Source organism: Pseudomonas sp. 3MA1, from assembly GCF_029237275.1.
Taxonomy (GTDB): domain Bacteria; phylum Pseudomonadota; class Gammaproteobacteria; order Pseudomonadales; family Pseudomonadaceae; genus Aquipseudomonas; species Aquipseudomonas fluorescens_AP.
Genome location: NZ_JAACFX010000008.1, coordinates 1 through 25,612, shown reverse-complemented (window position 1 = coordinate 25,612; position 25,612 = coordinate 1). Strand labels below are relative to the sequence as shown.

Here is a 25,612-nt window from a genome sequence, read left to right as displayed (position 1 = left end):
GCGGAATCGATGGCGTCGCGGGGCGAAGCTTATTCGCTGTCCAGATGCAGTGGCGTGACCACCTTGCCGTCGCTCTCGGCCTGGCCCAGGTTGGCGTCGATGAAGTACACGCGGTCGTCGGCCAACTGGCCCTTGTCCACCAGGAAGTCCTTGATGCTGCTGGCCCGTTCCTGGCCCAGTTGGCGCAGCAACACGTCGCTGCCGCTCCAGAACTTGATCAGGCCTTCACGCAGCTTGGCGCTGCGTTCGTCGCGGCTGAGCTGCGCCCATTCTGCCGGAGGCTGCTGTTTCAGGCGGGTACGGTAGATGCCTTCCAGCAACGGTGCCTTCTCGCCTTCGGGAACCTGCAGCAGGGACGCCTGGGCCGGAACCTTGTCGCCGCGCCGCTGGAGGATCTTGTAGTAGTTGTACTGATATTCCCGCTCCAGACGCTGTTCGGCGATCAATGGCCCATCGCTGCTCTGGGCGCTGGTGCCTTCGATTTCCAGGCGCAGGGTCGGACGTTCCTTGAGGGCCTTGGCCAGGGTGGTCAGGGCCGATTCCGACTCCTTGCTCAGTTCGCTGGAACCGGGGGCGAAGGCGACGTTGCTCAGGTCTTCCGAGCCGCCGCCGGAGATCAGGCCGCCGATGAACTTGAAGGGGGCTTCGGCCGCGCGCAGCACCAGATTGCGCAAGGTCTGCCAGACGATCGGCATGACGCTGAACTGCGGGTTGTTCAAGTCGCCGGAGATCGGCAATTCGATGGAGATCTTGCCGTCGGTGTCTTTGAGCAACGCCACCGCCAGACGGATCGGCAGGTCCACGGCATCCGGGCTGTCGACCTTCTCGCCTAACTGCAATTGCTCGACCACCAGCTTGTTCTCGGCCTTGAGCTGGCCCTTGGTGATCATGTAGTGCAGGTCGAGGTTGAGCCGGCCCTTGCGAATGCGGAAACCCGCGAACTTGCCGGAGTAGGGCGTCAGGGTGGTCAACTCCACCCGTTTGAAGCTGGTGGCGATATCCAGGGCGGCCATTGGATCGAACGGGTTGACGCTGCCCTTGATGGTTACCGGCGCGTAACGGTCGACCTTGCCCTTGACGTCGACTTCCGCCGGCTTGGCCTGGCGGCTGTCGATGGTGCCGACGTGCCCGTTGAGTTGCTGGACTGCGGTGGCGAAGTTCGGGGTCAGGCTCAGGTCGGCGAAGTTGGCCGAACCATCGTTGATGGCGATTTCACCAATGTGAATGCCCAGCGGCTTGCTGGAGCTGGGGGCGGATTTACCCGAAGGCTTTGCGCCACCGCCGGCCGGTTGGGGAATCAGCAGGTCGTCGATATTGGTGGTGCGGTCATCGTTGATGATGAAGCGCGCATAGGGCTGCATCAGGTTGACCCGGCTGATGCTCAGGCTGTCACCGTGCTGATAGTTCAGGCCTTCGACCACCACTTGCTTCCACTTGACGAAGTCGCGGGTCTTGAGGGTGTCCAGGGTGTGCAACTGATCCACTTCGGCGCGGCCGGTGATGCTGAAAGCCAGCGGCTCGACCTTCTTCAGGTCCACGGCCAGGTCGCTGCCGAGCATGCCGCTGCGCAGTTCCAGGCGAATGAAGGGGCTGATGTAGGACTGGGCGACCCGCAGGTCGATGTCCTTGGTCTGCACCTTGAGCTTGGCGGTGATGGGGTTGAGATTGACCTCGCCACTGGCGCTGACCTTGCCTTGCTTGCCCAGGCCGGTATCGAGCTTGAGGGTGAAAGGCGACTGGTTGAGGCTGTCGAAGTTCTTCAGGTCGAGGTTCAGCGGGCCCACATCCAGGGCCACGGCCGGCTTGGCCTTGCGGTCGGCCAGGTGCACCTGGTAATTGCGCAGCTCCACGTCCTTGAGCAGCACCTGCCAGGGCTTGCTGGGTGTGGCAGGCGCCTTGGGGGAGTCGGCGGCGGCCGGTTGTGGCTTGGGGGCCGGCTTGGCGGGTTGGCTGGCAAACAGTTTCTGCCAGTCGAGCTGGCCATCGGCTTCAAGGGCGGCCCAGGTTTCCAGCTTCTGGCTGCGAATCTTGCCGACGATCACCTGCTGCTTGGCCAGATCCACGGTGGTTTCGCTGACGTCCAGACGCTCCAGTCGCGCCAGAGGGCGACCGTCCGGCGCCTTGATGGCGAAGGGCGCGACGCTGATGGAGATGTTGTCTAGCAGCAGCTCGGTTTCCTTGGCCAGGCTGAACTTGTAGTGAGTACTGAGGTTGACCACGCCGTCTTCCAGTACAAGTGGCAGTGCATCGCGCACGTAGGGCCACCAGGCTTTCATCTTGCCGTCGCTGACTTTCAAGGTGCCTTCGGAGGTCAGCGGGATGACGCTGAAGTTGCCGCTCCAGTCGATCTGTCCGCCTTCGGGGCCGGTGGCCACCAGGGTCATGTCGGCGCTGTCGTCCGGCAGGGTGCTGAGGTTCTTCAGTTCGAAATCGAGCTTGTTGTAGATGAACTCGATGGGCTCGCTGGGGCGCAGGTCCCGAAAGTGCAGGTAGCCGCCGGCCAGCTTGATGCGCTCGATGCGCAGCGGAAAGGGTTTGGCGTTGGGATCGCTCGGGGTCGGCTCGCTGGCGGGCAGTTTGAACAGCGCCAGAAGGTTGAGCTTGCCGTCCTTGTCGAAGAGGATTTCGGTCTTGGGCTGGTCCAGTTCGACATCCGCCAGATGCAGTGCGCGGGTCCACAGACTGTCCAGTTGCAGGTTGGCGTAGAGGCGTTCGAAGGCCACCTGCTCCTTGCCCGGCTCCCCGATGTTCAGGCCCCAGACGGTCAGCTCCAGGCTGAAGGGGTTGAGTTCGATGCGTTGGATATGGGCCGGGGTCGTGGCGTAATTGGCCAATTGCTGATTGGCCACCCGCAAGGCAATGCCCGGCAGAATCAGAAAGCCCAGCAGACTGTAAAGGGCGAGAGCGGTCAACAAGGCGCAAAGAGCGCGAATCAATCCTTTGGTCATGCGAGGCTTCATCTATCTGAATCGGAAGTGCCTTGGAGTATGGCACGCGTTTACGGTTCCGAAACCACTCCGGTCTTCAGGAATATTCAGATTTGCTGCGCTCGATCAAAGTTGCAGGATCAGGGTTTTCAACGGCGGCTGGCCGTCATGGGAAGGGAAGTCCGCGGCCGGTGTCAGGACCTGGCAATCGCGCACCGGGCGCCCGGCTTTTTCGGCACAGCGCAACACTTGTTCGCGCCATTGCGGCATTGGCACCTTGGCCAGGTTGTTACAGCAGATCAACACGCCGTCTTCGGCCGTGGCCAAAAGCGCCGGCTTCAGCAGGCTCTGGTAGTCGCGCAGCAGGTCGACGGTGCCGAACGCACTCTTGGCCCAGGCCGGCGGGTCCAGCAGCACCAGGTCGTATTGGCGTTGCTCAAGGCGTGGGTAGCTGGGCAGTTTCTGCCCGCGTCGCTGAGTGATGGGCAGGCCTGCCAACTGGCGGATCGCCGGGAAGTAGTCCGACTGTACGAACTGCATGCCGGGCAGGTGCGGGTTGAGCTGGCCGTTCTCCCGACCGACCGCCAGGTTGCCTTCGGCGAAGTCCAGGTTGCACACCTCCCGGGCACCACCGGCGGCGGCACTGAGGCCGACGCCGCAGGTATAGGCAAACAGATTGAGCACGCTCTTTCCGGCGCTGTGCTGCTTGACCCAACCGCGGGCGTTGCGCAGATCGAGAAACAGCAACGGGTCTTGCCCGGCATGGCGACCACGGACCCGGTACTTGAGCCCCCACTCGTGTCCGATCAGGTCCTCCAGGGCTGGCTCTTCGGCGCGGTACACGCTGTCTTCGCGATCGATGCGCGAATTGCCTCGGGAGCGGTCGTTGTAGACCAGCAGGGTCGACAGGTTCAGCTGCTGATTGATGGTGTCGTGCAATTGCAGCAGGTCGTCGCGTTCCAGCGTCTGGTGAAAGCTTTGCACCAGCAGTTGCGGACCGTAGCGGTCGATGGCCAGGCCCGCCGCGCCTTCCTGGCTGCCATGGAACAGGCGGTAGCAGTCGGTGCCTTGCTGATGCAATTCGGCGAGCAGTTCCTGGCGGTGAGCGAGGGCGGCGCGCAGCGCCTGATTCAAGGAAGACATGCAGGGCGCCTTGGAGGAGAGGAGTAAGGCGCCGCAGTCTACCAGCGTCCCGCCTGCTGGAGGAGCCGGCTTGCCGGCAAAAGCGATCTCACGGACACCTGCGGCCTAGAAGCCAGCTCGCTGGCAAGCCAACTCCTGCGCCAGCCTGCCGCGCACAAACCCGGGGACCGACCAATCGCAAACCGGCCCATCGGGTTGTGTTTGAGCAGTGGTGTTTTTACAGGCCCATGCGCCGTTTTGCCCGGTGTACCGAACTGTCGCGTACCGCCCAGCGCAGCATCGGCGTACTGCGTTTGACACTGGCGCGAATCAACTGGCGCTGCAGTGGCGTCTGATTGACCTTGAGCATGACGCTGGCCCAGTCCGGCAACAGGTCGATACCCGCCTGCATCATCAGTGCGCCAAAGGGCTTGGCCAGTCGGCTGGGGGCGGGAGCGGCCTGGAGCAGACGCAGCACTTCGCGGCTGCGCTCGTCGCACAGCAGCTGTGGACGCATGGCTTGCAGGTAGTCGGCGACTGCCCGCCGCGAGCGCGGTACGTCCCGGGCCCCGAGGCGCTCGGCGATCAGGGCGATCTCGTCGTAATAGCGATCCTGGTCGGCCCCAGACAGGCGAGGGTTGAGGTAGCGCAGGTGAGCGGCGAGAAAACTGCTGACTTCCGCCACATGCACCCAGGTCAGCAGATCCGGATCGCTGGCGGCGTAAGGGCGGCCATCCGGAGCGGTGCCGACGATGTGCAAATGAATGCGGCGCACTTTGTCGATCAGCCACTCGGCGTCCTGACGGGAGCCGAAGGTAGTGCCGGAAATGAACTGCCCGGTGCGGCGCAAGCGACCGATCATGTCCTGGCGGAAATTGGAGTGGTCCCAGACACCGGCCAGGGCCAGGGGATGCAGGGCTTGCAGCAGCAGGGCGCTGATGCCGCCGATCAGCATGCTGCTGAAGTCGGCGTGGACCTGCCAACTGACCGATTCCGGCCCGAACAGACCGGGATCGCCCTTGGGGTTTTCCAGATCGAGTTGGCCCAGCGAGAGGCCGGACAGGCTCATGACCTGGCTTTCGATACGGCTGCGAATGAATTCCATGACAGCTCGGTGTGGAGAGTGAAAAAAGGCGCGGCCGGGGCCGCGCCGGTGTCAAGCGTTCAGGCGCTTGTCGATCAGGCCTTGCACCACGCTGGGGTCGGCCAGGGTCGAAGTGTCGCCCAGGGTGTCCAGCTCGTTGCAGGCGATCTTGCGCAGGATACGCCGCATGATCTTGCCCGAGCGAGTTTTCGGCAGGGCCGGGGCCCACTGGATCAGCTCCGGCTTGGCAAAGCTGCCGATCTCGCGGCTGACCAGGCCCAGCAGCTCCTTCTTCAATTCCTCGCTGGGTTCGACACCCTGCATGGGCGTGACGAAGGCATAGATTCCCTGGCCCTTGAGGTCGTGGGGGTAACCGACCACGGCGGCCTCGGCGATGCTGTCGTGGAGCACCAGGGCGCTTTCCACTTCGGCGGTGCCGATGCGGTGCCCGGAGACGTTGATCACGTCGTCGATGCGTCCGGTGATCCAGTAGCTGCCGTCCTCGTCGCGCCGGGCACCGTCGCCGGTGAAGTAGTAGCCGGGGTAAGGCGCGAAGTAGGTTTCGACCATGCGCTTGGGATCGCCGTAGACGCCGCGGATCTGTGCCGGCCAGCTGGCCTTGATCGCCAGGATGCCGCTACCGACGCCCTGGATCTCCTTGCCCTGGTCGTCCAGCAGCACCGGTTGCACGCCGAACATCGGGGTCGAGGCACAGCCGGGTTTGACCTGCCGGGCGCTGACCAGGGGGCTGAGCATGATGCCGCCGGTTTCGGTCTGCCACCAGGTATCGACAATCGGGCAGCGCTGCTCGCCCACGACATTGAAGTACCACTCCCAGGCTTCCGGGTTGATCGGCTCGCCGACGCTGCCCAGGAGCCGCAGGCTACTGCGGGAAGTGCACTGCACCGGGTCGCTGCCTTCGCGCATCAGAGCCCGCAAGGCAGTAGGCGCGGTGTAGAAGATGTTCACCTGGTGCTTGTCCACCACTTCCCAGAAGCGCGAGGTGCTCGGGTAGTTGGGCACGCCTTCGAAGATCAGCGTGGTCGCGCCGTTGGCCAGAGGGCCATAGAGAATATAGCTGTGGCCGGTGACCCAGCCGACGTCGGCGGTGCACCAGAAAACCTCGCCGTCGCGGTAGTCCAGCACGTATTTGAAGGTCATGGCCGCCTGCAGCAGATAGCCGCCCGTGGTGTGCAGCACGCCCTTGGGTTTGCCGGTGCTGCCCGAGGTGTAGAGGATGAACAGCGGGTCTTCGGCGTCCATCGGCTCAGGCGCGCACTGGTCGCTGGCCGCGGCCATGGCCTGCTGGTAGTGAATGTCGCGGCCTTCTACCCAGTTCACCGCGCTGCCGGTCCGTTCGACCACCAGCACGCTGCTGACATCGGGGCAACTGAGCAGGGCCTTGTCGACGTTGTTCTTCAGCGGGATCAATTTGCCGCCGCGCACGCCTTCATCGGCGGTGATCACCGTGCGGCAGTCGGCGTTGAGAATCCGGTCGCGCAGAGCCTCCGGGGAGAAGCCGCCGAACACCACCGAATGCACGGCGCCGATGCGGGTGCAGGCGAGCATGGCGTAGGCCACTTCGGGAATCATCGGCATGTAGATGCACACCCGGTCGCCTTTCTTCACGCCGCGGCTTTTCAGCACGTTGGCCAGGCGGCAGACATGCCCGTGAAGTTCTTTGTAGGTGATGCGTTGCGAGTCGGCGGGGTTATCGCCTTCCCAGATGATGGCTGCCTGATCGCCGCGTTTTTCCAGATGACGATCGATGCAGTTGTAGCTGACGTTGAGCTGGCCGCCGCTGAACCAGCTGGCTTCGCCGGTGCGCATGTCATGGCTGTGCACGCTGTCCCACGGGCTGCTCCAGTGCAGGAAGCGCTTGGCCTGCTCGGCCCAGAACTGGTCCGGCTGCTCTATGGATTGACGGTAGAGGTGCTGGTAGTCGTCCTGACTCATTTGTGCCGCCCGGCGGACGGCATCGGCTTTGGGAAAAGTGCTGATATCGAACATGACGGTTCCTTATTCTTGTTTTGCGACAAGTCATAAGGGTGCGCACAACTGCCAGGAAGGTTCAAGAGCCAGGGCCGGGGCCCGGACAGGAGCCGGACTGGCCGGCTCCTGGGAAGGCAAGGTCGATCAGCCGCGGTGACGGCCGCGGAAGTAGTTGATCAGGCCTTGGGTCGATGCGTCGTCGGCCAGGGTTTCATCGCTGCCAACCAGGCGGTTGTAGACGCCTTTGCCCAGCTCCTTGCCGAGCTCCACGCCCCACTGGTCGAAGGCGTTGATGCCCCAGACCACGCTTTGCACGAAGACCTTGTGTTCGTACAGCGCCACCAGGGCGCCCAGGCGCCGCGGGCTGATGCGTTCCACCACCAGGGTGTTGCTCGGGCGGTTGCCGGGGATGACTTTGTGCGGCGCCAGCCTGGCCACGTCGGCTTCGCTCAGGCCTTTCTCGCGCAATTCGTTCTCGGCTTCGGCGCGGGTCTTGCCCAGCATCAGTGCCTGGCTCTGGGACAGGCAGTTGGCGTAGAGCCATTGATGGTGGTCGGCCACCGGGTTGAAGCTGACGATCGGCACGATGAAGTCGGCCGGAATCAGCTGGGTGCCCTGGTGCAGCAACTGGTGATAGGCGTGCTGACCGTTGCAACCCACGCCGCCCCAGATCACCGGGCCAGTGTCGGTGGCGACCGGCGTGCCGTCCTGGCGCACGCTCTTGCCGTTGGATTCCATGTCCAATTGCTGCAGGTGCTTGGTGATGTTGCGCAGGTAGTGGTCGTAAGGCAGGATCGCGTGGCTTTGCGCGCCCCAGAAGTTGCCGTACCACACGCCCAGCAGAGCCAGCAGCACCGGCATGTTCTGCTCGAACGGCGCGCTCTGGAAGTGCTGGTCCATGGTGTAGGCGCCGGACAGCAGTTCCTTGAAGTTGGACATGCCGATGGCCAGGGCAATCGGCAGGCCGATGGCGGACCACAGCGAGTAGCGCCCGCCGACCCAGTCCCACATCGGGAAGATGTTTTCTTCGCGAATGCCGAAGGCCACCGCAGCGGCGTTGTTGCTCGACACGGCGATGAAGTGGCGATGCAGTTCGGCTTCGGAACCGCCTTGCGCCAGATACCAGGCCCGTGCCGCCTGGGCATTCTTCAGGGTTTCGAGGGTATTGAACGACTTGGAAGACACGATGAACAGCGTGGTTTCTGCGCGGATCTTCGCCGAAAGCTCATGGAACTCACTGCCGTCGATGTTCGCCAGGTAGTGGCAACGCACGCCTTTCTGGGCGTAGGACAGCAGGGCTTCGGAAACCAGTTCCGGGCCGAGGAAGGAGCCGCCGATGCCGATATTCACCACGTCGGTGATGGGCTTTTCGGTGTAGCCGCGCCACAGGCCGTCGTGGATACGCCCCACCAGCTCGGTGATCTGGTTCAGGACCTTGTGCACTTCCGGCATCACGTTGACGCCGTTCACCGACAGTTTGTCGCCAACCGGGCGACGCAGCGCGGTGTGCAGGGCCGGGCGGCCTTCGGAGGCGTTGACCAGCTCGCCGGTGAGCATGGACTTGATGGCATCGGCCAGGCCGACTTCCTTGGCCAGGTTCACCAGCAGGTCGCGGGTCTGGCTGGTGATCAGGTTCTTCGAGTAATCGAGAAACAGTCCGCAGCTGCTCAGGGTGAATTGGCTGAAGCGCTGTGGATCGGCATTGAACGCCTCGCGCATGCTGAAATCCTGCATGGCTTGGCGGTGGTCTTTCAACGCTTGCCAGGCGGGCAGAGCGGTAACGTCATGAGGAGTGCGGTAGTACGCCATCGCTGCGGTTTTCCTTTTGCTTGAACTGCCTTTTGGACACTGAAAAGCCTGGAACGTCCTGCGTGGTCCCAAGGACCTCGTTCGCTCAGCCCTGTGCTGATTCGATTAATCACCCAGGGCGATAACAGTAACCCCGGCGTGCTGTTCTGTCTTGGCTTTGTCCGACTTGTGGCCGGTACTATTTTGTACGAGCGCAGCCAATCAGGGCGGCAAAGGGGCTTTCAGTGGGAATAATAGGGGGTGAATCGGCTGGTCTGGGTCGGGAGCCCGGTTCTGGCAAGGTCCCGTGCATTCCCGGGGGGCCATATGCAACCTGTGCGGTTGAGGCTTGAGCCGCTCGGTTTCACCTTGGGCAAGATGGCATGCATGGACGTTCCTCGGTCGGGTCCTCGAACGGGGCTTGCAGTATGGCTGCAGGCCCCAGCCGGCGGCAGTTTGCCCGAAGGTTGGGGTTCGGGCAATCAGGGGCTTATGCCGGTGTATCGAGGTCCAGATGCAGGTTGTCGATCAGGCGGGTGGAACCCAGGTACGCCGCGACCAGAATCACCAGATCACGGTCTTCGGCGGTGGCGGGACGCAGGTTTTTCGCGTGACGGATTTCCAGGTAGTCCCGGCGCAGACCGGCGGCTTCCAGTTGCTGCTGTTGTTCGGCCAGCAGCTTCGGATAGTCGCGTTCGCCGCCGCGGATGGCCTGTGCGATCTGGTTCAGGCTCCGGTACAGCGCCGGGGCGATGGCACGCTGTTCTGGGCTCAGGTAACCGTTGCGCGAGGACAGGGCCAGGCCGTCGTCGGCGCGCACGGTCGGCTCGCCGATGATCTGGATCGGCATGTTCAGGTCATGCACCAGGGCGCGAATGACCGCCAGTTGCTGGTAGTCCTTCTGGCCGAATACCGCCAGATCGGGCTGGACCATGTTGAACAGCTTGCTGACCACGGTGGCCACGCCCTCGAAATGGCCGGGACGGCTGGCACCGCACAAGCCTTCGGAGAGTTGTGGCACGCTGACCCGGGTCTGTCCGGCCATGCCGTCGGGGTACATTTCTTCGACGCTGGGGGCGAACAGCAGATGGCAGCCGGCTTCGAGCAGTTTTTCCTGATCGGCGGCCAGGGTCCGCGGGTACTTGTCCAGGTCTTCGCCGGCGCCGAATTGCAGCGGGTTGACGAAGATGCTGGCCACCACGAAATCCACGCGCTGAGCGGCCTTGGTCACCAGCGCGGCGTGGCCGCTGTGCAGGTTGCCCATGGTGGGCACGAAACCGATCCGCTTGCCTTCGTTGCGCGCGCGCGCGACCGCGGCGCGCAATTCGCGCACGGTTTTAACTGTATTCATGCAGAGAACCCGTGTTCGGCGCCTGGGAAGGTAACGGCTTTGACTTCTGTGACGTAGGCACTCAAGGCCGCCTGGATACTGTCTTTGCCGGCCATGAAGTTTTTCACGAACTTGGGCGAGCGGCCGCTCAGGGACAGGCCCAGCATGTCGTGGAGCACCAGCACCTGGCCGTCGGTGGCGCTGCCGGCACCGATACCGATCACCGGGATCTTCACCGCCTGGGTGATTTCCGTCGCCAGCTCACTGGGCACGCATTCCAGCAGCAACATGGCCGCACCGGCCTGTTCCAGGGCGATGGCGTCGGCACGCATCTGCCGCGCCTGGCTCTCGTTGCGCCCCTGGACCTTGTAGCCGCCCAGGACATTCACTGTCTGTGGCGTCAGCCCCATGTGCACGCACACCGGAACACCGCGTTCGTTCAGCAGGCGAACCGATTCGGCCAGCCAGGCCGCGCCTTCGATCTTGACCATGTGCGCGCCGGCCTGCATCAGCTGGGCGGAACTGCTCAGCGCTTGTTCGGGGGTGGCGTAGGACATGAACGGCAGGTCGGCGAGGATCAGTGCCCCGTTGTTGCCGCGTTTGACCGCTGCGACGTGGTAGGCCATGTCGGCGTTGCTGACGGGCAGGGTGCTGTCGTGCCCTTGCAAGACCATGCCCAGGGAGTCGCCTACCAGCAGGACTTCGACACCGGCCTCATAGCAGGTGTGGGCGAAGGTCGCGTCATAGCAGGTCAGCATGGTGATTTTTTCACCTTTCTGCTTGAGGCTTTGCAGGGTGGTCAGAGTGATGTCTGGCATGAAAAGGGGTCCTCATTTCAGGCGCTTTGGAAACTACTGCGAGTAACGCGCGTGATTCTTCGTTATTCAGGCGCACGGTCTTTTGTCGTGCTTATACAGCCTGGTTCCAAGCGATTTGAAAGTGCTGCCAGGACTCGTCGTGGCGCTGTTGCGCACATCATTCTGTGCCCAGAAGGTGCTCTGTACCAGCGGGTGCCGCCGCCGTTACACAAGCGCCTTGGCCTAACGTTTCCTGGGGTCGCCGCGAACAAGCCTCGCTTGAATTGCGCCCTTTAACGCCGGGATGGCGGCAACGGGACGCCTATAGTCGTGATGAGGACTCGGGAAGTCAATTAGATGTGTTACCGCCTTGTTACGCCGGGAGTGTTACCGCCGTTACTGATCCGTTTCAGCGATCAGCCCAGGCGTTCCAGGCCGACAAATGGGCAGGCATCGAGCAGCGCCTTGAGGGTGCGCCCGTCGGCCAGTTGCAACTCGGCAGGGGCCAGTTCCGCCAGGGGATAGAGGACAAAGGGGCGGGCGTGCATGTGGTAATGCGGCACCTTGAGACGGGGTTCGTCGATCAGGCGGTCACCGAACAGGAGGATGTCCAGGTCCAGGGTGCGCGGGCCCCAGCGCTCGTTGCGCTCGCGCCCCTGCTGGTTTTCGATCGCCTGCAGGGCATCGAGCAGCGCCAGGGGCTCCAGGTGGCTGTCCAGCGCCGCCACGGCATTGGTGTAGCGCGGCTGGCCGGGGAGCAGGGAGTTGCTTTGATAGAAGGCCGAGACGCCGTGCAGCTGGCTGGCGGGCAACTGCGCCAGGGCCTCGATGGCGCTGCGCAGTTGAGCTTCAGGGGCAGCCAGGTTGCTGCCCATACCGATGTAGACACGTTCCATCCACTATTCGCCCGAAGCGTTGGAACCGCCGGCACGCTTGCGCTTGGCGCCGCTGCTGCGTCGGCGTTTGCGCGGGGCGCCACTGGCATCTTCCTTGCCGCTCAGCTCGCGGATCATGTCGCGACGTTCGGCATCGTTGGCGTCCTGGTAATCGGTCCACCATTCTCCCAGGCCATCGGTCTGCTCGCCGGCGCTTTCCCGCAGCAGCAGGAAGTCGTAGCCGGCACGGAAACGCGGGTTATCCAGCAGCAGGTCGGCGCGCTTGCCGCTGCGGCGAGGCAAGCGCTCTTGCATGTCCCAGATCTCGCGGATCGGCATGGTGAAGCGCTTGGGAATGGCGATGCGCTGGCACTGTTCGGCGATCAGCTCGTGAGCCGCTTCCTGCATGGCCGGGATCGGCGGCATGCCGCGTTCCTGCAGGCGCAGCACTCGGGCCGGCAGGGCGGGCCAGAGCAGGGCGGCGAACAGGAAGGCCGGGGTCACCGGCTTGTTCTGCTTGATCCGCAAGTCGGTGTTGATCAGGGCTTCGCTGATCAGCGTGTGGGTGTAGGTCGGGTTGTATTCCAGGGCTTCGGCGCTGGCCGGGAACAGCGGATCGAACAGTTGCAGGTCCACCAGCATTTCGAAGGTGTCGGCAGCGTAGCCGGAGAGGAACAGCTTGAGCACTTCCTCGAACAGGCGCGCCGAGGGGATCTCCCGCAGCATGGGGGCCAGTTCACGGATCGGCGTGGCGGTGTGCTTTTCGATACCGAAGTTCAGTTTTGCTGCGAAGCGCACGGCACGCAGCATCCGCACCGGATCTTCCTGATAGCGCTGGCGGGGATCGCCAATCAGGCGGATCAGGTTGTTGCGAATGTCGTGTACGCCATTGGCGTAGTCGAGGATGCGTTCGCTGACCGGATCGTAGTACAGGGCGTTGATGGTGAAGTCACGGCGCTGCGCGTCTTCTTCCAGGGTGCCGTAGACGTTGTCCCGCAGGATTCGCCCGCTTTCGTTGCGCGAGGATTGGTTGCTGTCCTCATCGTCATCGTTTTGCGGGTGGTTGGCGCGGAAGGTCGCGACCTCGATGATTTCGCGACCGAAGTGAATGTGCACCAGCTTGAAACGACGGCCAATGATCCGCGCGTTACGAAACTCGGCCTTGACCTGTTCCGGTGTGGCGCTGGTGGCGACGTCGAAATCCTTGGGGGTGATGTTGAGCAGCATGTCGCGCACGCAGCCGCCCACCAGGTAAGCCTGGTATCCGGCGTTCTGCAGGCGCTCGACGATATTCACCGCATACCGGCTGAACTGGGCGCGTTGCAGCGAATGTTGGCTGCTATTGAGCACTTCAGGGGTGCTGCGTTGGTGTTGCGTACGACGCAAGGGAGAACGGAATGACTGGAACAGCTTCTTCAGCATGGGATGCACTGTTTGAAGGAATGTTCGGCCAAAACGAAGAATGACCGCATGATGGGCCGGGATTCTAGCATTTAGTCGAAGGATGGTGTAGGAAGCTGCCGCGACTTGTGTCGGCCTGCGCAAAACCGCGAGTTGCTGGGGCTGCGTGGGTGTTGTCGGGGGAAAATACGAATGGCGCAAACCACAAGGGGAGCCGAAGCTCCCCCAGAATAGTTGCGTGCTCTATTTTTATTATTGGTTTTGGGCTTCTTGTTTTTGTTGATCGCCCTTGTCACCTGGTTTACCCAGTGTGACGCTCCCAATCGGGAGCCAAGAGCAAACGGATTGCTTTGATCGCTGAGTTGCAATGACCTTTCGATCCAACCAGTTCAGGCTCTGCCTTAGGGCAGTTTTTGTTGTTCTCGGCCTGGTTGCGGGGCAAGCCCCAAATACAACGCCTCTCCAAAAGAATCAGTTAGCTGCGCCTCCGCCGTGTTGTTTTTATTGTGCGTGAGTCGATTCGTCTTATTTTTATTGTCTTGTGCATTGCTTGTTATTGTTCTTGTACCAAACATATAGCAGGTGCCGTGCCAACTTTTACGATCCCCAGTAAAACAAGGGGTTAGGCGCCTATGGCACTGTTATTCAGACGAAAAAAAACCGGGGCTTCGTTACCTTTAGCCCCGGCTTTTGTTACGTCTGATGGTGTGGGTAACAGTTTTTTTCATTTTGTCGAATGTCACCCGCACATTCGACAGCCTCGGTTCAGCTTTCGCTGGCCACCCCGCTCTTGCGACGCGGGATGCCCAGACGCTGGCGCCGCTCCCACAGGCATTTGCGGCTGACTCCCAGCTTGCGTGCCAGCTCGGTCTCGGTCATGTGGTCCTGGTGCTCAAGCACGAAGTGCTGGAAGTAGTCTTCCAGGGACAGGTCTTCTGTGGGTTCGTGGCTGGTGTTACCCGGCTGTGGCGCCAGGCCGACGAAGTCGTCGTCTTCCAGGTCGCTCAATTCGATATCGATGCCCAGCAGGTCCGCGGAAATCTCCGGGCTTTCGCACAAGATCACCGCTCGCTCGACCGCGTTCTCCAGCTCACGCACGTTCCCCGGCCAGGAGTAATGACGGATCGCCTGTTCGGCGTCGGCGGCGAATCTCAGGTCCGAACGACCGATGCGGGCACTCTGTCGGGCCAGGAAGGCGTTGGCAATTTCATTGACGTCGGCACCTCGCTCGCGCAGGGCTGGCAGTTTCAAGGCGATCACGTGCAGGCGGTAGTAGAGGTCTTCACGGAACTGGCCGATTTTCGACAGGCTCTTGAGGTCGCGGTGAGTTGCCGCTATCAGGCGCACGTCGACTTTTTGCGACTGCACCGAACCGACACGGCGGATCTCGCCTTCCTGCAGCACGCGCAGCAGGCGGGCCTGGGCTTCCAGCGGCAGTTCGCCAATTTCGTCAAGGAAGAGTGTGCCGCCGTCCGCCGCTTCCACCAGGCCGGCACGACCGGCACTGGCGCCGGTGAATGCACCTTTCTCGTGGCCGAACAGCTCGGATTCGATCAGGGTTTCCGGAATGGCGGCGCAGTTCACCGAGATCATCGGCGCCTTGGCGCGCTTGGACAGGTTGTGCAGCGCCCGGGCCACCAGCTCTTTACCAGTGCCGGATTCGCCCTGGATCAGGACATTGGAGTCCGTCGGCGCGACCTTGCGAATCTTGCTGTACATGTCCTGCATCGGCGGGCAGGAGCCGATGATGCCGATTTCCCCGTTGCTGTTGCCGGCCACGGCCTTGTCTGCCGTCGCCCCGGCCTTGCCCGCTGGGCGATCTGGCGCGGGGTTCTCGGCGCTTTGCCGATCCCGAAGGATTCGCGCCACGGCCTGGAGCATCTCATCGTGGTCGAAAGGCTTGGCGATGTAGTCCACCGCGCCCATTTTCATCGAGTCCACGGCTGAGCGCAGGCTGGCGTAGCTGGTCATGATCAGCACCGGAGTACCCTGGCCGAGCTTGATCAGTTCGGTGCCCGGAGCACCCGGCAGGCGCAGGTCACTGACGATCAGATCGAACGTGGGGATGCTGAAGCGTTCCTGGGCTTCCTGCACTGAGCCGGCTTCGCTGACCTGGTACTGGTTGCGTTCCAACAGGCGGCGCAGGGCGGAGCGGATAATGGTTTCGTCTTCGACGATCAGAATATGCGGCATTGATTCAATTCTCTCGACGGTCTCAGTTCACAGCGGACGTCGCTTCGACATGACGCGGCAAGGTCACCCGGATACGGGTGCCGCGCTGGCTCTGTAGATCGGCCGGGCTGTCGATGGTGATTTGTCCATAATGCTCTTCAACGATGGAATAGACCAGCGCAAGGCCCAGTCCGGTGCCTTCTCCAGGGTCCTTGGTGGTGAAAAACGGTTCGAACAATCGGTCCATGATGTTCTTCGGAATGCCACTGCCTTCGTCCTCCACGATCAGGTCGACCGTGTGCTCGAAAGCCTCGCTCTTGACGCGTACCGCGCTGCCGGGAGGGGAGGCGTCGCGGGCGTTGGAAAGCAGGTTGATCAGGACCTGGGCGAGGCGCTGAGGATCGCCATCGACCCAGTGGTCGGGATCGCACAGATTAAAGAACTGGACTTCGAAATTACGCCGGTTCAGGGCCAGCAGGCCGATGGCATCCTGGGCGACTTCGGCCAGGCACACGGCTTCGTCGTTGTGCTGGTGGCTGCCGGCGTGGGCAAAGCTCATCAACGACTGCACGATGCGCGAAATGCGCTTGGTCTGTTCGAGAATCTGCTCGCTGATTTCCGTCAGTTCGCCGTCCTCCTCGCGCTCTTCCCGCAGGTTCTGCGCCAGGCAGGCAATACCGGTGATCGGGTTGCCGATCTCGTGAGCGACCCCGGCGGCCAGGCGCCCGATGCTGGCCAGGCGTTCGGAGTGCACCAGTTTGTCTTCCAGGGTCTGGGTTTCGGTCAGGTCTTCCACCAGCAGCACCAGGCCGCTGTTGCCCGGGGCCAGAGGCTCGTCGATGGCGGCCTTGTGCAGGTTCAGCCAGCGGGTCTGGCCGTCGAGGGCCAGGTGCTGCTTGTGCAAGTGTTCGTCCGGCAGGTTGATGAAGCCTTGCAGCAAATCCTTCCATGGGTTGGCGATGGTGCTCAGGCGCGAGCCCACCACGTGTTGCGCGGGAATGCCGGTCAGCTCCTCCATGGCCTTGTTCCACATGAGGATTTCTTGGTCCTTGGCCAGGGAGCAGACGCCCATCGGCAGTTCCTGCAGGGTTTGCCGGTGGTAGCGACGCAGGGCATCGAGTTCGGCTGCCAGGCCGGTCAGGCGCGAGTGGTAGTCCTCCAGCCGGCTTTCGATGAAGTGGATATCCTCGGTGACGTAGTTTTCTCCGCCGGCCTTGTAGGGCAGGAAGGTTTCCACCATGTCCTGGGCAACGCTGGGTCCCATCAGGCCCGAGAGGTTGGCTTCGATGCGATCACGCAGGCGCCGCAAGGCGTAAGGTCGACGCTCGTCGAAGGGCAGGTAGAGGTCGCGCAGGGCCTGTTCCACTTCCTTTTGCGCGGCCTTGGCGCCCAGCGGCTTGGCCAGTTGGGTGGCGAATTCCTGGGGCGAGGCGGCATGCAGTTCCCGTCGTTGCGGGCGACGCACGTTGTCCACGGCGCAGGCTTCGGCGGCGCTGGCTTCCTCGCTGCTGGCATTGGTGAACAGCGAGATCAGGGTGAACATCAGCACGTTGGCGGCCAGCGAGGCGATGGCCGCCATGTGCCAGCTGGTGTCGTCGAGGACATAGATCATGTTCAGCAGCGGGATATAGAAACCCTGCAGGTTGCCGATCAACGGCAGCAGCATGGTCACCAGCCACACCAGGATCCCGGCCAGTAGCCCGGCGATGAAACCGCGCCGGTTGGCGGTCGGCCAGTACAGCACCGACAGCACCCCGGGCAGAAACTGCAGAGTGGCGACGAAGGCGACGATTCCCAGGTTGGCCAGGTCCTGCTCGGCCCCCAGCAGCAGGTAGAAGGCGTAGCCGGCCATGATGATGGCGACGATCAGGGCGCGACGGGTCCATTTCAGCCAGCGATAGATGTTGCCTTCCGCCGGCGGCTGATAGAGCGGCAGCACCAGATGGTTCAGGGCCATCCCCGACAAGGCCAGGGTGGTGACGATGATCAGGCCGCTGGCGGCGGAAAGGCCGCCGACATAGGCCAGCAGGGCCAGGGCCGGGCTGTTGGCGGCAATGCCGATGCCCAGGGTGAAGTATTCCGGATTGGTGGTGGCGCCGAGCTTGAGTCCGGCCCAGAGAATCAGCGGCACTGCCAGGCTCATCAGCAGCAGGAACAGCGGCAGGCCCCAACTGGCGCTGACCAGGGCGCGGGGGTTGAGGTTTTCGGTAAAGGTCATGTGGTACATGTGCGGCATGACGATGGCCGAGGCGAAGAACACCAGCAGCAGCGTGCGCCATGGGCCTTCTTGCAGCGGCGTATGCAGCGCGGCCAGGGCGGTCTGGTTCTGCAGCAGCCAGAGCTCCAGCTGTTGCGGCCCATCGAAGACCCCGTACAGCGCATAGAGGCCGACGCCGCCAATGGCGATCAGCTTGATCACCGATTCAAAGGCAATGGCGAACACCAGGCCTTCGTGTTTTTCCCGGGTCGCGATGTGCCGGGAACCGAAGAAAATCGTGAACAGGGTGATCAGCGCGCAGAAGCTCAGCGCCACGCGGTGTTGCACCGGCTCATGGGTGAGGATGCCGATGGAATCGGCCACCGCCTGGATCTGCAAGGCCAGCAGGGGCAGGACCCCCACCAGCATGAAGATGGTGGTCAGGGCGCCGGCCCAGGTGCTGCGGAAACGGAAGGCGAACAGATCCGCCAGGGACGACAGCTGGTAGGTGCGGGTGATCTTGAGGATCGGATAGAGCAGCACCGGCGCCAGCAGGAAGGCCCCGGACACCCCCAGGTAGCTGGAGAGAAAGCCGTAGCCGTATTGATAGGCCAGGCCCACCGTGCCGTAGAAGGCCCAGGCGCTGGCATAGACCCCCAGCGACAGGGTGTAGGTCAGTGGGTGGCGAATGATCGAGCGCGGAATCATGCCGCGCTCACTGATCCAGGCCACCCCGAACAGCACCAGCAAGTAGGCGGCGCTGATCAGGATCATCTGGGTCAGGCTAAAGCTCATCGGCATCTTTTTGGCTCTGCAGGATGAAGGTCACGACGATCAGAATCAGCCAGAGCAGATACGGGCGATACCAGGCGCCAGTAGCATCGATCCACCAATCCATGATGGCGGGGGAAAACAGATAGATCCCCACTACCAGGAGCAGGACCAAGCGATAGATGTACATCTCGGCCTCTCTTTATTGTGTGCGTGCCCGAAAACGTGCGGCGATGGTAACGGATGGGCGCCAAGCTGCAAGGGGCGTCAGCGCAATTGCGCTTCCGGCACGCTCAGTGTGCGTGGAATCAGGGCGGCATCCCAGTGGGCCATGCCCCAGGCCATTATCTGCGCGACGCTGGCGCCATCGAGGTCGGCCGGTGGCGTCTGGCCCAGTGCCCGCAGGGCGCGCAGCAGCAGGGGCGGGGCCTGATCCTCGGTCAGCGGCGGCGAGCGGTAGGACTTGCCCAGTTTGTGCCCGTCCGGCTGGGTGATCAGCGGCACATGCAGATAGCGCGGTTGGGGCAGGCCCAGCAGTTCCTGCAGGTACAGCTGGCGCGGTGTCGAGTCCAGCAAGTCGGCGCCGCGCACGATATCGGTGATGCCCTGCCAGGCATCGTCGAGGACCACGGCCAGTTGGTAAGCATAGAGGCCGTCGCGGCGGCGGATCACGAAGTCCCCGACTTCCCGGCCCAGGTGCTGACGGTACTCGCCCTGGACCCGGTCGACGAAGCGATACTCCAGTTCGGGTACCCGCAGGCGGATCGCGGCGTCGTCCTGGGCGTGGCCGAGGTTGCGGCACAGTCCCGGGTAAATGCCGTGATAGGGCTCCAGCTGTTTGCGCGAGCAGGTGCAGGCATACGCCAGGCCCTGGTTGAACAGGCGGTTGAGCACCTCGGCATAGGCGTCGTGGCGATCGCTCTGGCGGATCATCTGCCCGTCCCATTCGAAACCGTAGCTTTCCAGCGCCTTTAGGATCGCCGCCTGGGCACCGGGCTCTTCTCGGGGCGGGTCAAGGTCCTCCATGCGCAGCAGCCAGCGGCCGCCGACGGCGCGGGCATCAAGATAGGAGGCAAGCGCGGCAACCAGAGAACCGAAATGCAGATAGCCGCTGGGAGTGGGGGCGAAGCGCCCGATGTACGCGGAGGATGTGGAGGCAGTCATGAAAGGTGACGATGTTCCGGGGGATCGCTTGCGCGAGCGAGCTCGCTCCTAGAGGGCGGCGGAAACGAAAACGGAGCGTGGGTACGCTCCGTTTCAGGTTAAGCCGGCGATTATTTGCCGACCTGTTTTTCCTTGATTTCCGCCAGGGTCTTGCAGTCGACGCACATGTCGGCGGTTGGGCGGGCTTCCAGGCGGCGGATGCCAATCTCGACGCCACAGGATTCACACCAGCCGTATTCTTCGTCTTCGATCAGTTGCAGGGTCTTGTCGATCTTCTTGATCAACTTGCGCTCGCGATCGCGGGCGCGCAGTTCGAGGCTGAACTCTTCTTCCTGGCTGGCACGGTCAGCCGGATCAGGGAAGTTGGCCGCTTCGTCTTTCATGTGATCAACAGTGCGGTCGACTTCCTGCATCAAGTCCTGTTTCCACTTGTTCAGGATCTTGGTGAAGTGTTCGCGCATGGGCTTGCCCATGTACTCTTCGCCCGCAGTTTCAACATAAGGTTCAAAACCGCTGATCGATTGAATCTGTTGCTTTGCTTGGGTGGGCATGAATGGACCGCCTCTACTCTTGTAATCCATTGCGCAGGATTGCTCCATCTCCGACACTTGCCGGCCCTGCGGCTGCAAGCGGGCGAACTTACCAGATCAAACCAGAGCGCGCTACTCCCGGTTGTCGAGCCTATGTCGTGTATCGCTCATAGAGATGAGAAAAGTCTGACACGGCCCGTTGAACGGTTCGTTCAATCATTGATTTTAGTCAAATCTGCGGGTTCTGTTGGCGCCGGTTGGCTAAGGTAGCAGACCGCGTGAATGGCTCCGGGTTCTCCCTGGCTTCTCGGGATGGGTAGAATCGGACTTTTTGCTTCCCCACCTTGTAATGAAGGAAGGCTAATGGCTCTGCCCTACAGTGCGCGCAGTCGCGCTATCGAACCTTTCCATGTCATGGCCCTGCTGGCCCGCGCCAATGAGCTGCAAGCGGCGGGACACGATGTGATTCACCTGGAGATCGGCGAGCCGGACTTCACCACCGCCGAGCCGATCATCAAGGCCGGGCAGGCCGCGCTGAGTGCCGGCAAGACCCGCTACACCGCGGCCCGGGGCATTCCTGAACTGCGCGGGGCCATCTCGGGGTTCTACCAGCAGCGCTATGGCCTGGATATCGACCCCGAGCGGATCATGATCACTCCAGGCGGCTCTGGCGCCCTGTTGCTGGCCAGCAGCCTGTTGGTCGACCCGGGCAAGCACTGGCTGCTGGCAGACCCGGGGTATCCGTGCAACCGGCACTTTCTGCGCCTGGTGGAGGGTGCGGCGCAACTGGTGCCGGTAGGTCCGGAGGTGCGTTATCAACTGACCCCGGATCTGGTGGAACGCCATTGGGATCAGGACAGTGTCGGAGCCCTGGTGGCGTCTCCGGCGAACCCCACCGGGACCATTCTCAGTCGCGACGAGCTGGCGGGTCTGTCCGCGGCGATCAAGGCGCGCAATGGGCATCTGGTGGTGGACGAGATCTATCACGGCCTGACCTATGGCACGGACGCCGCCAGTGTTCTGGAGGTCGATGACAGCGCGTTTGTCCTGAACAGTTTCTCCAAGTACTTCGGCATGACCGGCTGGCGCCTGGGGTGGCTGGTGGCACCACCGGCGGCGGTGGGCGAGCTGGAGAAGCTGGCGCAGAACCTCTACATCAGTGCTCCCAGCATGGCCCAGTACGCGGCCCTGGCTTGTTTCGAGCCGGAAACCATCAGCCTGCTGGAGGAGCGTCGCGCCGAGTTCGGTCGCCGTCGGGACTTTCTGCTCCCCGCCTTGCGCGAGCTGGGCTTCGGTATCGCCGTGGAGCCGGAAGGCGCGTTCTACCTGTACGCCGACATCAGCGCCTTTGGCGGGGATGCCTTTGCCTTCTGCCGACACTTCCTGGAAACCGAGCACCTGGCCTTCACCCCGGGCCTGGATTTTGGACGCCATCAGGCCGGTCACCATGTGCGTTTCGCCTACACCCAGAACCTGGCGCGCCTGCAAGAAGCCGTGGCGCGCATTGCCCGCGGTCTGCAGAGCTGGCAAGGCTGATGCGCTTCGATCCGGCCCTGGAGCAAGGGCGTCTGTTGCGGCGCTACAAGCGTTTCCTGGCGGACATCGAAACCGCCACGGGTGAGTTGCTGACCATTCACTGTCCCAATACGGGCTCGATGTTCAATTGCATGGTCGAGGGCGGGCAGGTGTGGTTCAGCCGCTCCAATGACCCCAAGCGCAAGCTGCCGGGGACCTGGGAAATCAGTGAAACCCCGCAGGGGCGACTGGCCTGCGTCAACACCGGGCGGGCCAACGGACTGGTCGAGGAGGCGCTGCGGGCCGGGCTGATCAGCGAGCTGAACGGCTTTACCGGCCTCAAGCGCGAGGTGCCTTACGGTCAGGAGAACAGCCGCATCGACTTTCGCCTGGATTACCCGCATGGCCCGGCCTATGTCGAGGTCAAGAGTGTCACCTTGGGATTCGACGGTTCGCCCGTGGCGGCGTTTCCCGATGCGGTGACCCAGCGCGGTGCCAAGCACTTGCGTGAGCTGGCAAGCCTGGCCCGGGAAGGGGTACGTGCGGTGTTGCTGTACTGCGTCAATCTGTCGGGCATCGATGCCGTGCGTCCGGCCGAGGAGATTGATCCGGGGTATGCCGACGCATTGCGCGAAGCGGTGGCGGCCGGGGTCGAGGTACTGGCCTACGGCGTGCGCCTGACCGCGCAGGAAGTGTGCATTGACCGGCGTCTGGACGTGCGGTTGCAGGGCTAGAGATCGACCCAGATACCTTGGCTGTCTTCCCGGCAGTCGATGGCCTGCAGAAACTGGCCGGCGCAGGGGCCGGCCACGCACTCGCCGCTTTCAATCAGAAACAGTGCGCCATGGGTGGCGCACTGGATCAGGCTGGCGCTGGGGTCGAGAAACTGCTCGGGCTGCCACTCCAGGGCGACGCCGCGGTGCGGGCAGCGGTTGGCATACACGTAAGCCTGGCCTGCTCGACGCACGGCAAACAGCTTCAGGCCCTCCAGCTGGAAACCGCGGCTGCCAGCCTCGGGCAGCTCGCTTCCGGTGCAAAGAAATTTCATGGCTATCCTCTTGCTCCTGGGGCTCTGGGCCCGGGCGGTCACCGTTTCTGGCTGACGGCAGGATGAAACATGTCGGCGCTTGACGGCTAAATGAAAACAATTATCAAATGGCCGCCTCGCCCGGAACGGGGTACTTGCTCCTTTCGATGCCAGTTCGGTCTGGCATGTCACATGGACAGTCGCTTCGCGGGCCCCACTGCTATCAAAGGAAATCTACTTATGCGCCTGAGTGCCAGCGCCCTCGCGTTCTGGGTCGCACTGCTGCTGAGCCCGTGGGCCGCCGCCGAGGAGTTGCCGCAGCGTTGGGTCAGTGCCGGGGGCGCCTTGTCCGAATGGGTGACGGCCCTGGGGGCGGAGTCGAAGCTGGTGGGGGTCGATACCACCAGCCAGCACCCGGAGTCGCTCAAGTCGTTGCCGAGCATCGGCTATCAAAGGCAGCTGTCGGCGGAAGGCATTCTCAGCCTGCGTCCGGACATTCTGGTGGGTACTGAAGAAATGGGCCCGCCGCCGGTGCTGGCGCAGATCCGCAGTGCCGGGGTCAAGGTCGAGCTGTTTTCTGCACAGGCCGACCTGCCGACCTTGCAGCGTACTTTGCGCCAGTTGGGGCAATTGCTGGGGCGCGAGGATCAGGCCGGACAATTGTTCAGCGCCTATCAGCAGCGTCTTGAGCAGCAGCGGGCCTGGATTGCACGGGCGCAGGAGCAGCAGGCGGCGCCCGGAGTGCTGCTGTTGCTGGGGCACGCGGGAGGCAAGCCGCTGATCGCCGGCAAGGACACGGCTGCGGACTGGCTGTTGCAACAGGCCGGGGCGCGCAACCTGGCGACCCATAGCGGTTACAAGCCGTTTTCGGCGGAATCCCTGGCGGGACTGAATCCTCAGGTGTTGGTGTTCTCCGACCGCAGCCTGAGTGGCGACGCGGCCCGCACTGCGCTGTTCAAGGAAAGCCCGGTGTTGGCCTCCACTGCCGCGGCCAAGGCCGGGCGGGTGGTGGAGCTGGATCCGACCTTGCTGGTGGGCGGCCTGGGCCCGCGTCTGCCGGATAGCCTGAAACGCCTGGCGGCGGCGTTCTACCCTCAGGCCAAGCTGGCCCAATGAACCGCCTGGTCAAACCGCGAACGCTGTTTCTCGGGCTTGGTGCCCTGTGTGTGCTGGCTATCTGGCTGTCCCTGGCGCTGGGGCCGGTCAGCCTGCCCTTGATCGACACCTTGCGTGCCGCCTTGCGCCTGCTTGGCGCGCCTATCGATGGGCAGGGGCTGGAGCAGGCCGAGTTGATCCTTGGCCAGATCCGCCTGCCACGGACCCTGCTCGGTCTGGCGGTGGGCGGGGTGCTGGCGCTGTCCGGCGTGGCCATGCAGGGGTTGTTTCGCAACCCCTTGGCTGATCCCGGGTTGGTGGGCGTATCCAGTGGGGCGGCCCTGGGGGCGGCCATCGCCATTGTCGGTGGTTCGATGTTCGGCGCCGTGCCGGAAGCCATCGCTCCCTACCTGCTCTCGCTCTGCGCCTTTCTCGGCGGGCTCGGGGTCACGGCGCTGGTCTATCGCCTGGGCCGGCGCAATGGCCAGACTCACGTGGCGACCATGCTGCTGGCGGGGATCGCCCTGACCGCCCTGGCCAGTTCGACGGTGGGCTTGTTCACCTATCTGGCCGATGACGCGACCTTGCGTACCCTGACCTTCTGGAACCTGGGCAGTCTCAACGGTGCCAGCTATCAGCGCCTGTGGCCGTTGTTGCTGGTGACGGTGCTGGTGGCCCTGTGGTTGCCGCGCAGGGCCAAGGCGTTGAATGCACTGCTGTTGGGCGAATCAGAAGCCAGGCACCTGGGCATCGATGTCGAGGGGCTCAAGCGGGAGCTGGTGTTCTGCACCGCCCTGGGCGTGGGCGCCGCCGTGGCCGCGGCAGGCATGATCGGTTTCGTGGGCCTGGTGGTGCCCCATCTGGTGCGTCTGTTGTCGGGGCCGGATCACCGAACCCTGCTGCCGGCTTCGATCCTGGCGGGGGCCAGTCTGTTGCTGCTGGCCGATCTGGTGGCGCGCCTGGCGCTGGCGCCGGCCGAGTTGCCCATCGGAATCGTCACCGCCTTTATCGGTGCGCCGTTCTTTCTCTACCTGTTGCTGCGAGGACGTGCCTGATGTTGCGAGTCGAGAACCTGCATGTGCGGCGCGGGGGTAAAGAGGTGCTGGCGGGGATCGATCTGCAACTGCTGCCCGGGCAAGTGCTGGGGGTGCTGGGTCCCAATGGTGCCGGTAAAAGCAGCCTGCTTGGGGTCTTGAGCGGTGAGCTGACGGCGCATCAGGGGCGGGTGTTGCTGGATGAGCAGGAGATGGCGCAATGGCCGGGGGCGGAGCGGGCGCAACGTCTGGCGGTATTGCCCCAGGCGTCGAGTCTGGATTTTGCCTTTCAGGTCGAGGAGGTGGTGGCGCTGGGGCGCCTGCCTCATCAGAGCGGCCGCGTGCGTGACGCGCAGATAGTCGATGCGGCCCTGGAAGCCGCCGATGTGGCTCACCTGCGAGGGCGCAGCTACCTGGCGTTATCCGGGGGCGAGCGCCAGCGGGTGCACCTGGCACGGGTCCTGGCGCAATTGTGGCCGGGCCAGGCCGGGCATCATTTGCTGCTGGACGAACCCACTTCGGCCCTCGATCCGTTGCACCAGCACGTGACCTTGCAGGCCATTCGGGCATTTGCCGATCGGGGCGTCGCGGTGCTGATCATTCTCCATGACCTGAATCTGGCGGCGCGCTACTGTGATCGGGTGTTGCTGCTGGAAGGCGGGCACCCTTGTAAGCTAATTTCTACCTGCCTCAGATCGCGGTGCCCTCGGATTTCGAGATCGTGAGTGAGCATGGGTCGAGGCAGGTTCCTTCCTAAATTAGTCCGAACGGTTGCCTGGGCTTAAAGCCCG

19 protein-coding genes and 1 pseudogene are annotated in these 25,612 nt (G+C 63.1%); 5 read left to right on the top strand and 15 right to left on the bottom strand.

The window, feature by feature from the left end; genetic code table 11:
- Nucleotides 1-29: 29 nt before the first annotated feature.
- From GWQ44_RS20780 to dksA, 14 genes are all read right to left on the bottom strand, one after another.
- On the bottom strand, nt 30-2,948 hold the full coding sequence (locus tag GWQ44_RS20780) for a DUF748 domain-containing protein (protein WP_275928191.1): 2,919 nt from the start codon (nt 2,946-2,948) through the stop codon (nt 30-32).
- A 105-nt stretch (nt 2,949-3,053) separates the two neighbouring features.
- Nucleotides 3,054-4,070 carry a class I SAM-dependent methyltransferase gene (locus GWQ44_RS20775; protein WP_103741797.1) on the bottom strand — a complete coding sequence of 339 codons (1,017 nt, stop codon included), beginning with the start codon at nt 4,068-4,070 and terminating at the stop codon, nt 3,054-3,056.
- A 217-nt stretch (nt 4,071-4,287) separates the two neighbouring features.
- The gene (locus tag GWQ44_RS20770; protein WP_016968168.1) at nt 4,288-5,154 is read right to left on the bottom strand and encodes an oxygenase MpaB family protein; all 867 of its coding nucleotides are present in this window, start codon (nt 5,152-5,154) and stop codon (nt 4,288-4,290) included.
- Between the two features lie 51 nt (nt 5,155-5,205).
- Complete coding sequence (gene acs / locus GWQ44_RS20765) at nt 5,206-7,143, bottom strand: acetate--CoA ligase (RefSeq protein ID WP_275928190.1); 1,938 nt, start codon at nt 7,141-7,143, stop codon at nt 5,206-5,208.
- 126 nt (nt 7,144-7,269) lie between these two features.
- Nucleotides 7,270-8,934, bottom strand: a complete 1,665-nt coding sequence (gene pgi / locus GWQ44_RS20760; protein WP_047306143.1) for a glucose-6-phosphate isomerase — start codon at nt 8,932-8,934, stop codon at nt 7,270-7,272.
- Nucleotides 8,935-9,403: 469 nt separating this feature from the next.
- Nucleotides 9,404-10,264 carry a pantoate--beta-alanine ligase gene (gene panC, locus GWQ44_RS20755; RefSeq protein ID WP_016967442.1) on the bottom strand — a complete coding sequence of 287 codons (861 nt, stop codon included), beginning with the start codon at nt 10,262-10,264 and terminating at the stop codon, nt 9,404-9,406.
- A complete protein-coding gene (gene panB / locus GWQ44_RS20750) occupies nt 10,261-11,061 on the bottom strand; it encodes a 3-methyl-2-oxobutanoate hydroxymethyltransferase (RefSeq protein WP_275928189.1) in 801 nt (266 codons plus the stop codon). Before panB ends, panC begins: the two co-directional genes overlap by 4 nt.
- A gap of 395 nt (nt 11,062-11,456) precedes the next feature.
- Entirely contained in the window at nt 11,457-11,936 is a 480-nt protein-coding gene (folK, locus tag GWQ44_RS20745) for a 2-amino-4-hydroxy-6-hydroxymethyldihydropteridine diphosphokinase (RefSeq protein WP_275928188.1), read from the bottom strand.
- 3 nt (nt 11,937-11,939) lie between these two features.
- The gene (locus GWQ44_RS20740) at nt 11,940-13,337 is read right to left on the bottom strand and encodes a polynucleotide adenylyltransferase PcnB (protein WP_047306141.1); all 1,398 of its coding nucleotides are present in this window, start codon (nt 13,335-13,337) and stop codon (nt 11,940-11,942) included.
- Nucleotides 13,338-14,081: 744 nt separating this feature from the next.
- Nucleotides 14,082-15,509 carry a sigma-54 dependent transcriptional regulator gene (locus GWQ44_RS20735; protein WP_199010923.1) on the bottom strand — a complete coding sequence of 476 codons (1,428 nt, stop codon included), beginning with the start codon at nt 15,507-15,509 and terminating at the stop codon, nt 14,082-14,084.
- A 22-nt stretch (nt 15,510-15,531) separates the two neighbouring features.
- A complete protein-coding gene (locus tag GWQ44_RS20730; RefSeq protein ID WP_161799193.1) occupies nt 15,532-18,486 on the bottom strand; it encodes a sensor histidine kinase in 2,955 nt (984 codons plus the stop codon).
- Nucleotides 18,470-18,646 (bottom strand): hypothetical protein, encoded by a 177-nt coding sequence (locus GWQ44_RS20725; protein WP_003176118.1) that lies wholly within the window; start codon nt 18,644-18,646, stop codon nt 18,470-18,472. Before GWQ44_RS20725 ends, GWQ44_RS20730 begins: the two co-directional genes overlap by 17 nt.
- A gap of 77 nt (nt 18,647-18,723) precedes the next feature.
- Complete coding sequence (gluQRS, locus tag GWQ44_RS20720) at nt 18,724-19,620, bottom strand: tRNA glutamyl-Q(34) synthetase GluQRS (RefSeq protein WP_275928187.1); 897 nt, start codon at nt 19,618-19,620, stop codon at nt 18,724-18,726.
- Nucleotides 19,621-19,730: 110 nt separating this feature from the next.
- Entirely contained in the window at nt 19,731-20,171 is a 441-nt protein-coding gene (dksA, locus tag GWQ44_RS20715; protein WP_011063504.1) for an RNA polymerase-binding protein DksA, read from the bottom strand.
- Nucleotides 20,172-20,513: 342 nt separating this feature from the next.
- Here dksA and GWQ44_RS20710 point away from each other — a divergent pair, with 342 nt between their 5' ends.
- Nucleotides 20,514-21,686 (top strand): pyridoxal phosphate-dependent aminotransferase, encoded by a 1,173-nt coding sequence (locus GWQ44_RS20710; RefSeq protein ID WP_275928186.1) that lies wholly within the window; start codon nt 20,514-20,516, stop codon nt 21,684-21,686.
- Complete coding sequence (sfsA, locus tag GWQ44_RS20705; protein ID WP_275928185.1) at nt 21,686-22,399, top strand: DNA/RNA nuclease SfsA; 714 nt, start codon at nt 21,686-21,688, stop codon at nt 22,397-22,399. The genes GWQ44_RS20710 and sfsA overlap by 1 nt, the downstream gene beginning before the upstream one ends.
- Here sfsA and GWQ44_RS20700 read toward each other — a convergent pair.
- Nucleotides 22,396-22,713, bottom strand: a complete 318-nt coding sequence (locus GWQ44_RS20700; protein ID WP_047306136.1) for a Rieske (2Fe-2S) protein — start codon at nt 22,711-22,713, stop codon at nt 22,396-22,398. The genes sfsA and GWQ44_RS20700 overlap by 4 nt on opposite strands.
- 219 nt (nt 22,714-22,932) lie before the next feature.
- Here GWQ44_RS20700 and GWQ44_RS20695 point away from each other — a divergent pair, with 219 nt between their 5' ends.
- The 3 genes and pseudogenes from GWQ44_RS20695 to GWQ44_RS20685 all read left to right on the top strand — a co-directional run.
- Nucleotides 22,933-23,808 (top strand): ABC transporter substrate-binding protein, encoded by an 876-nt coding sequence (locus GWQ44_RS20695; RefSeq protein ID WP_275928184.1) that lies wholly within the window; start codon nt 22,933-22,935, stop codon nt 23,806-23,808.
- 50 nt (nt 23,809-23,858) lie between these two features.
- Nucleotides 23,859-24,842 carry an iron ABC transporter permease gene (locus GWQ44_RS20690; RefSeq protein ID WP_177435199.1) on the top strand — a complete coding sequence of 328 codons (984 nt, stop codon included), beginning with the start codon at nt 23,859-23,861 and terminating at the stop codon, nt 24,840-24,842.
- Nucleotides 24,842-25,483 (top strand): annotated as a pseudogene (locus tag GWQ44_RS20685) (heme ABC transporter ATP-binding protein); the annotation flags it as partial. The gene GWQ44_RS20690 and the pseudogene GWQ44_RS20685, both read left to right, overlap by 1 nt.
- Between the last annotated feature and the right edge of the window lie 129 nt (nt 25,484-25,612).

What these genes read in the sequence shown, in the direction of transcription:
- GWQ44_RS20780 (WP_275928191.1), bottom strand. Translation starts at nt 2,948, where the DNA reads ATGACCAAAGGATTGATTCGCGCTCTTTGCGCCTTGTTGACCGCTCTC.
- GWQ44_RS20775 (WP_103741797.1), bottom strand. Translation starts at nt 4,070, where the DNA reads ATGTCTTCCTTGAATCAGGCGCTGCGCGCCGCCCTCGCTCACCGCCAG.
- GWQ44_RS20770 (WP_016968168.1), bottom strand. Translation starts at nt 5,154, where the DNA reads ATGGAATTCATTCGCAGCCGTATCGAAAGCCAGGTCATGAGCCTGTCC.
- acs (WP_275928190.1), bottom strand. Translation starts at nt 7,143, where the DNA reads ATGTTCGATATCAGCACTTTTCCCAAAGCCGATGCCGTCCGCCGGGCG.
- pgi (WP_047306143.1), bottom strand. Translation starts at nt 8,934, where the DNA reads ATGGCGTACTACCGCACTCCTCATGACGTTACCGCTCTGCCCGCCTGG.
- panC (WP_016967442.1), bottom strand. Translation starts at nt 10,264, where the DNA reads ATGAATACAGTTAAAACCGTGCGCGAATTGCGCGCCGCGGTCGCGCGC.
- panB (WP_275928189.1), bottom strand. Translation starts at nt 11,061, where the DNA reads ATGCCAGACATCACTCTGACCACCCTGCAAAGCCTCAAGCAGAAAGGT.
- folK (WP_275928188.1), bottom strand. Translation starts at nt 11,936, where the DNA reads ATGGAACGTGTCTACATCGGTATGGGCAGCAACCTGGCTGCCCCTGAA.
- GWQ44_RS20740 (WP_047306141.1), bottom strand. Translation starts at nt 13,337, where the DNA reads ATGCTGAAGAAGCTGTTCCAGTCATTCCGTTCTCCCTTGCGTCGTACG.
- GWQ44_RS20735 (WP_199010923.1), bottom strand. Translation starts at nt 15,509, where the DNA reads ATGCCGCATATTCTGATCGTCGAAGACGAAACCATTATCCGCTCCGCC.
- GWQ44_RS20730 (WP_161799193.1), bottom strand. Translation starts at nt 18,486, where the DNA reads ATGCCGATGAGCTTTAGCCTGACCCAGATGATCCTGATCAGCGCCGCC.
- GWQ44_RS20725 (WP_003176118.1), bottom strand. Translation starts at nt 18,646, where the DNA reads ATGTACATCTATCGCTTGGTCCTGCTCCTGGTAGTGGGGATCTATCTG.
- gluQRS (WP_275928187.1), bottom strand. Translation starts at nt 19,620, where the DNA reads ATGACTGCCTCCACATCCTCCGCGTACATCGGGCGCTTCGCCCCCACT.
- dksA (WP_011063504.1), bottom strand. Translation starts at nt 20,171, where the DNA reads ATGCCCACCCAAGCAAAGCAACAGATTCAATCGATCAGCGGTTTTGAA.
- GWQ44_RS20710 (WP_275928186.1), top strand. Translation starts at nt 20,514, where the DNA reads ATGGCTCTGCCCTACAGTGCGCGCAGTCGCGCTATCGAACCTTTCCAT.
- sfsA (WP_275928185.1), top strand. Translation starts at nt 21,686, where the DNA reads ATGCGCTTCGATCCGGCCCTGGAGCAAGGGCGTCTGTTGCGGCGCTAC.
- GWQ44_RS20700 (WP_047306136.1), bottom strand. Translation starts at nt 22,713, where the DNA reads ATGAAATTTCTTTGCACCGGAAGCGAGCTGCCCGAGGCTGGCAGCCGC.
- GWQ44_RS20695 (WP_275928184.1), top strand. Translation starts at nt 22,933, where the DNA reads ATGCGCCTGAGTGCCAGCGCCCTCGCGTTCTGGGTCGCACTGCTGCTG.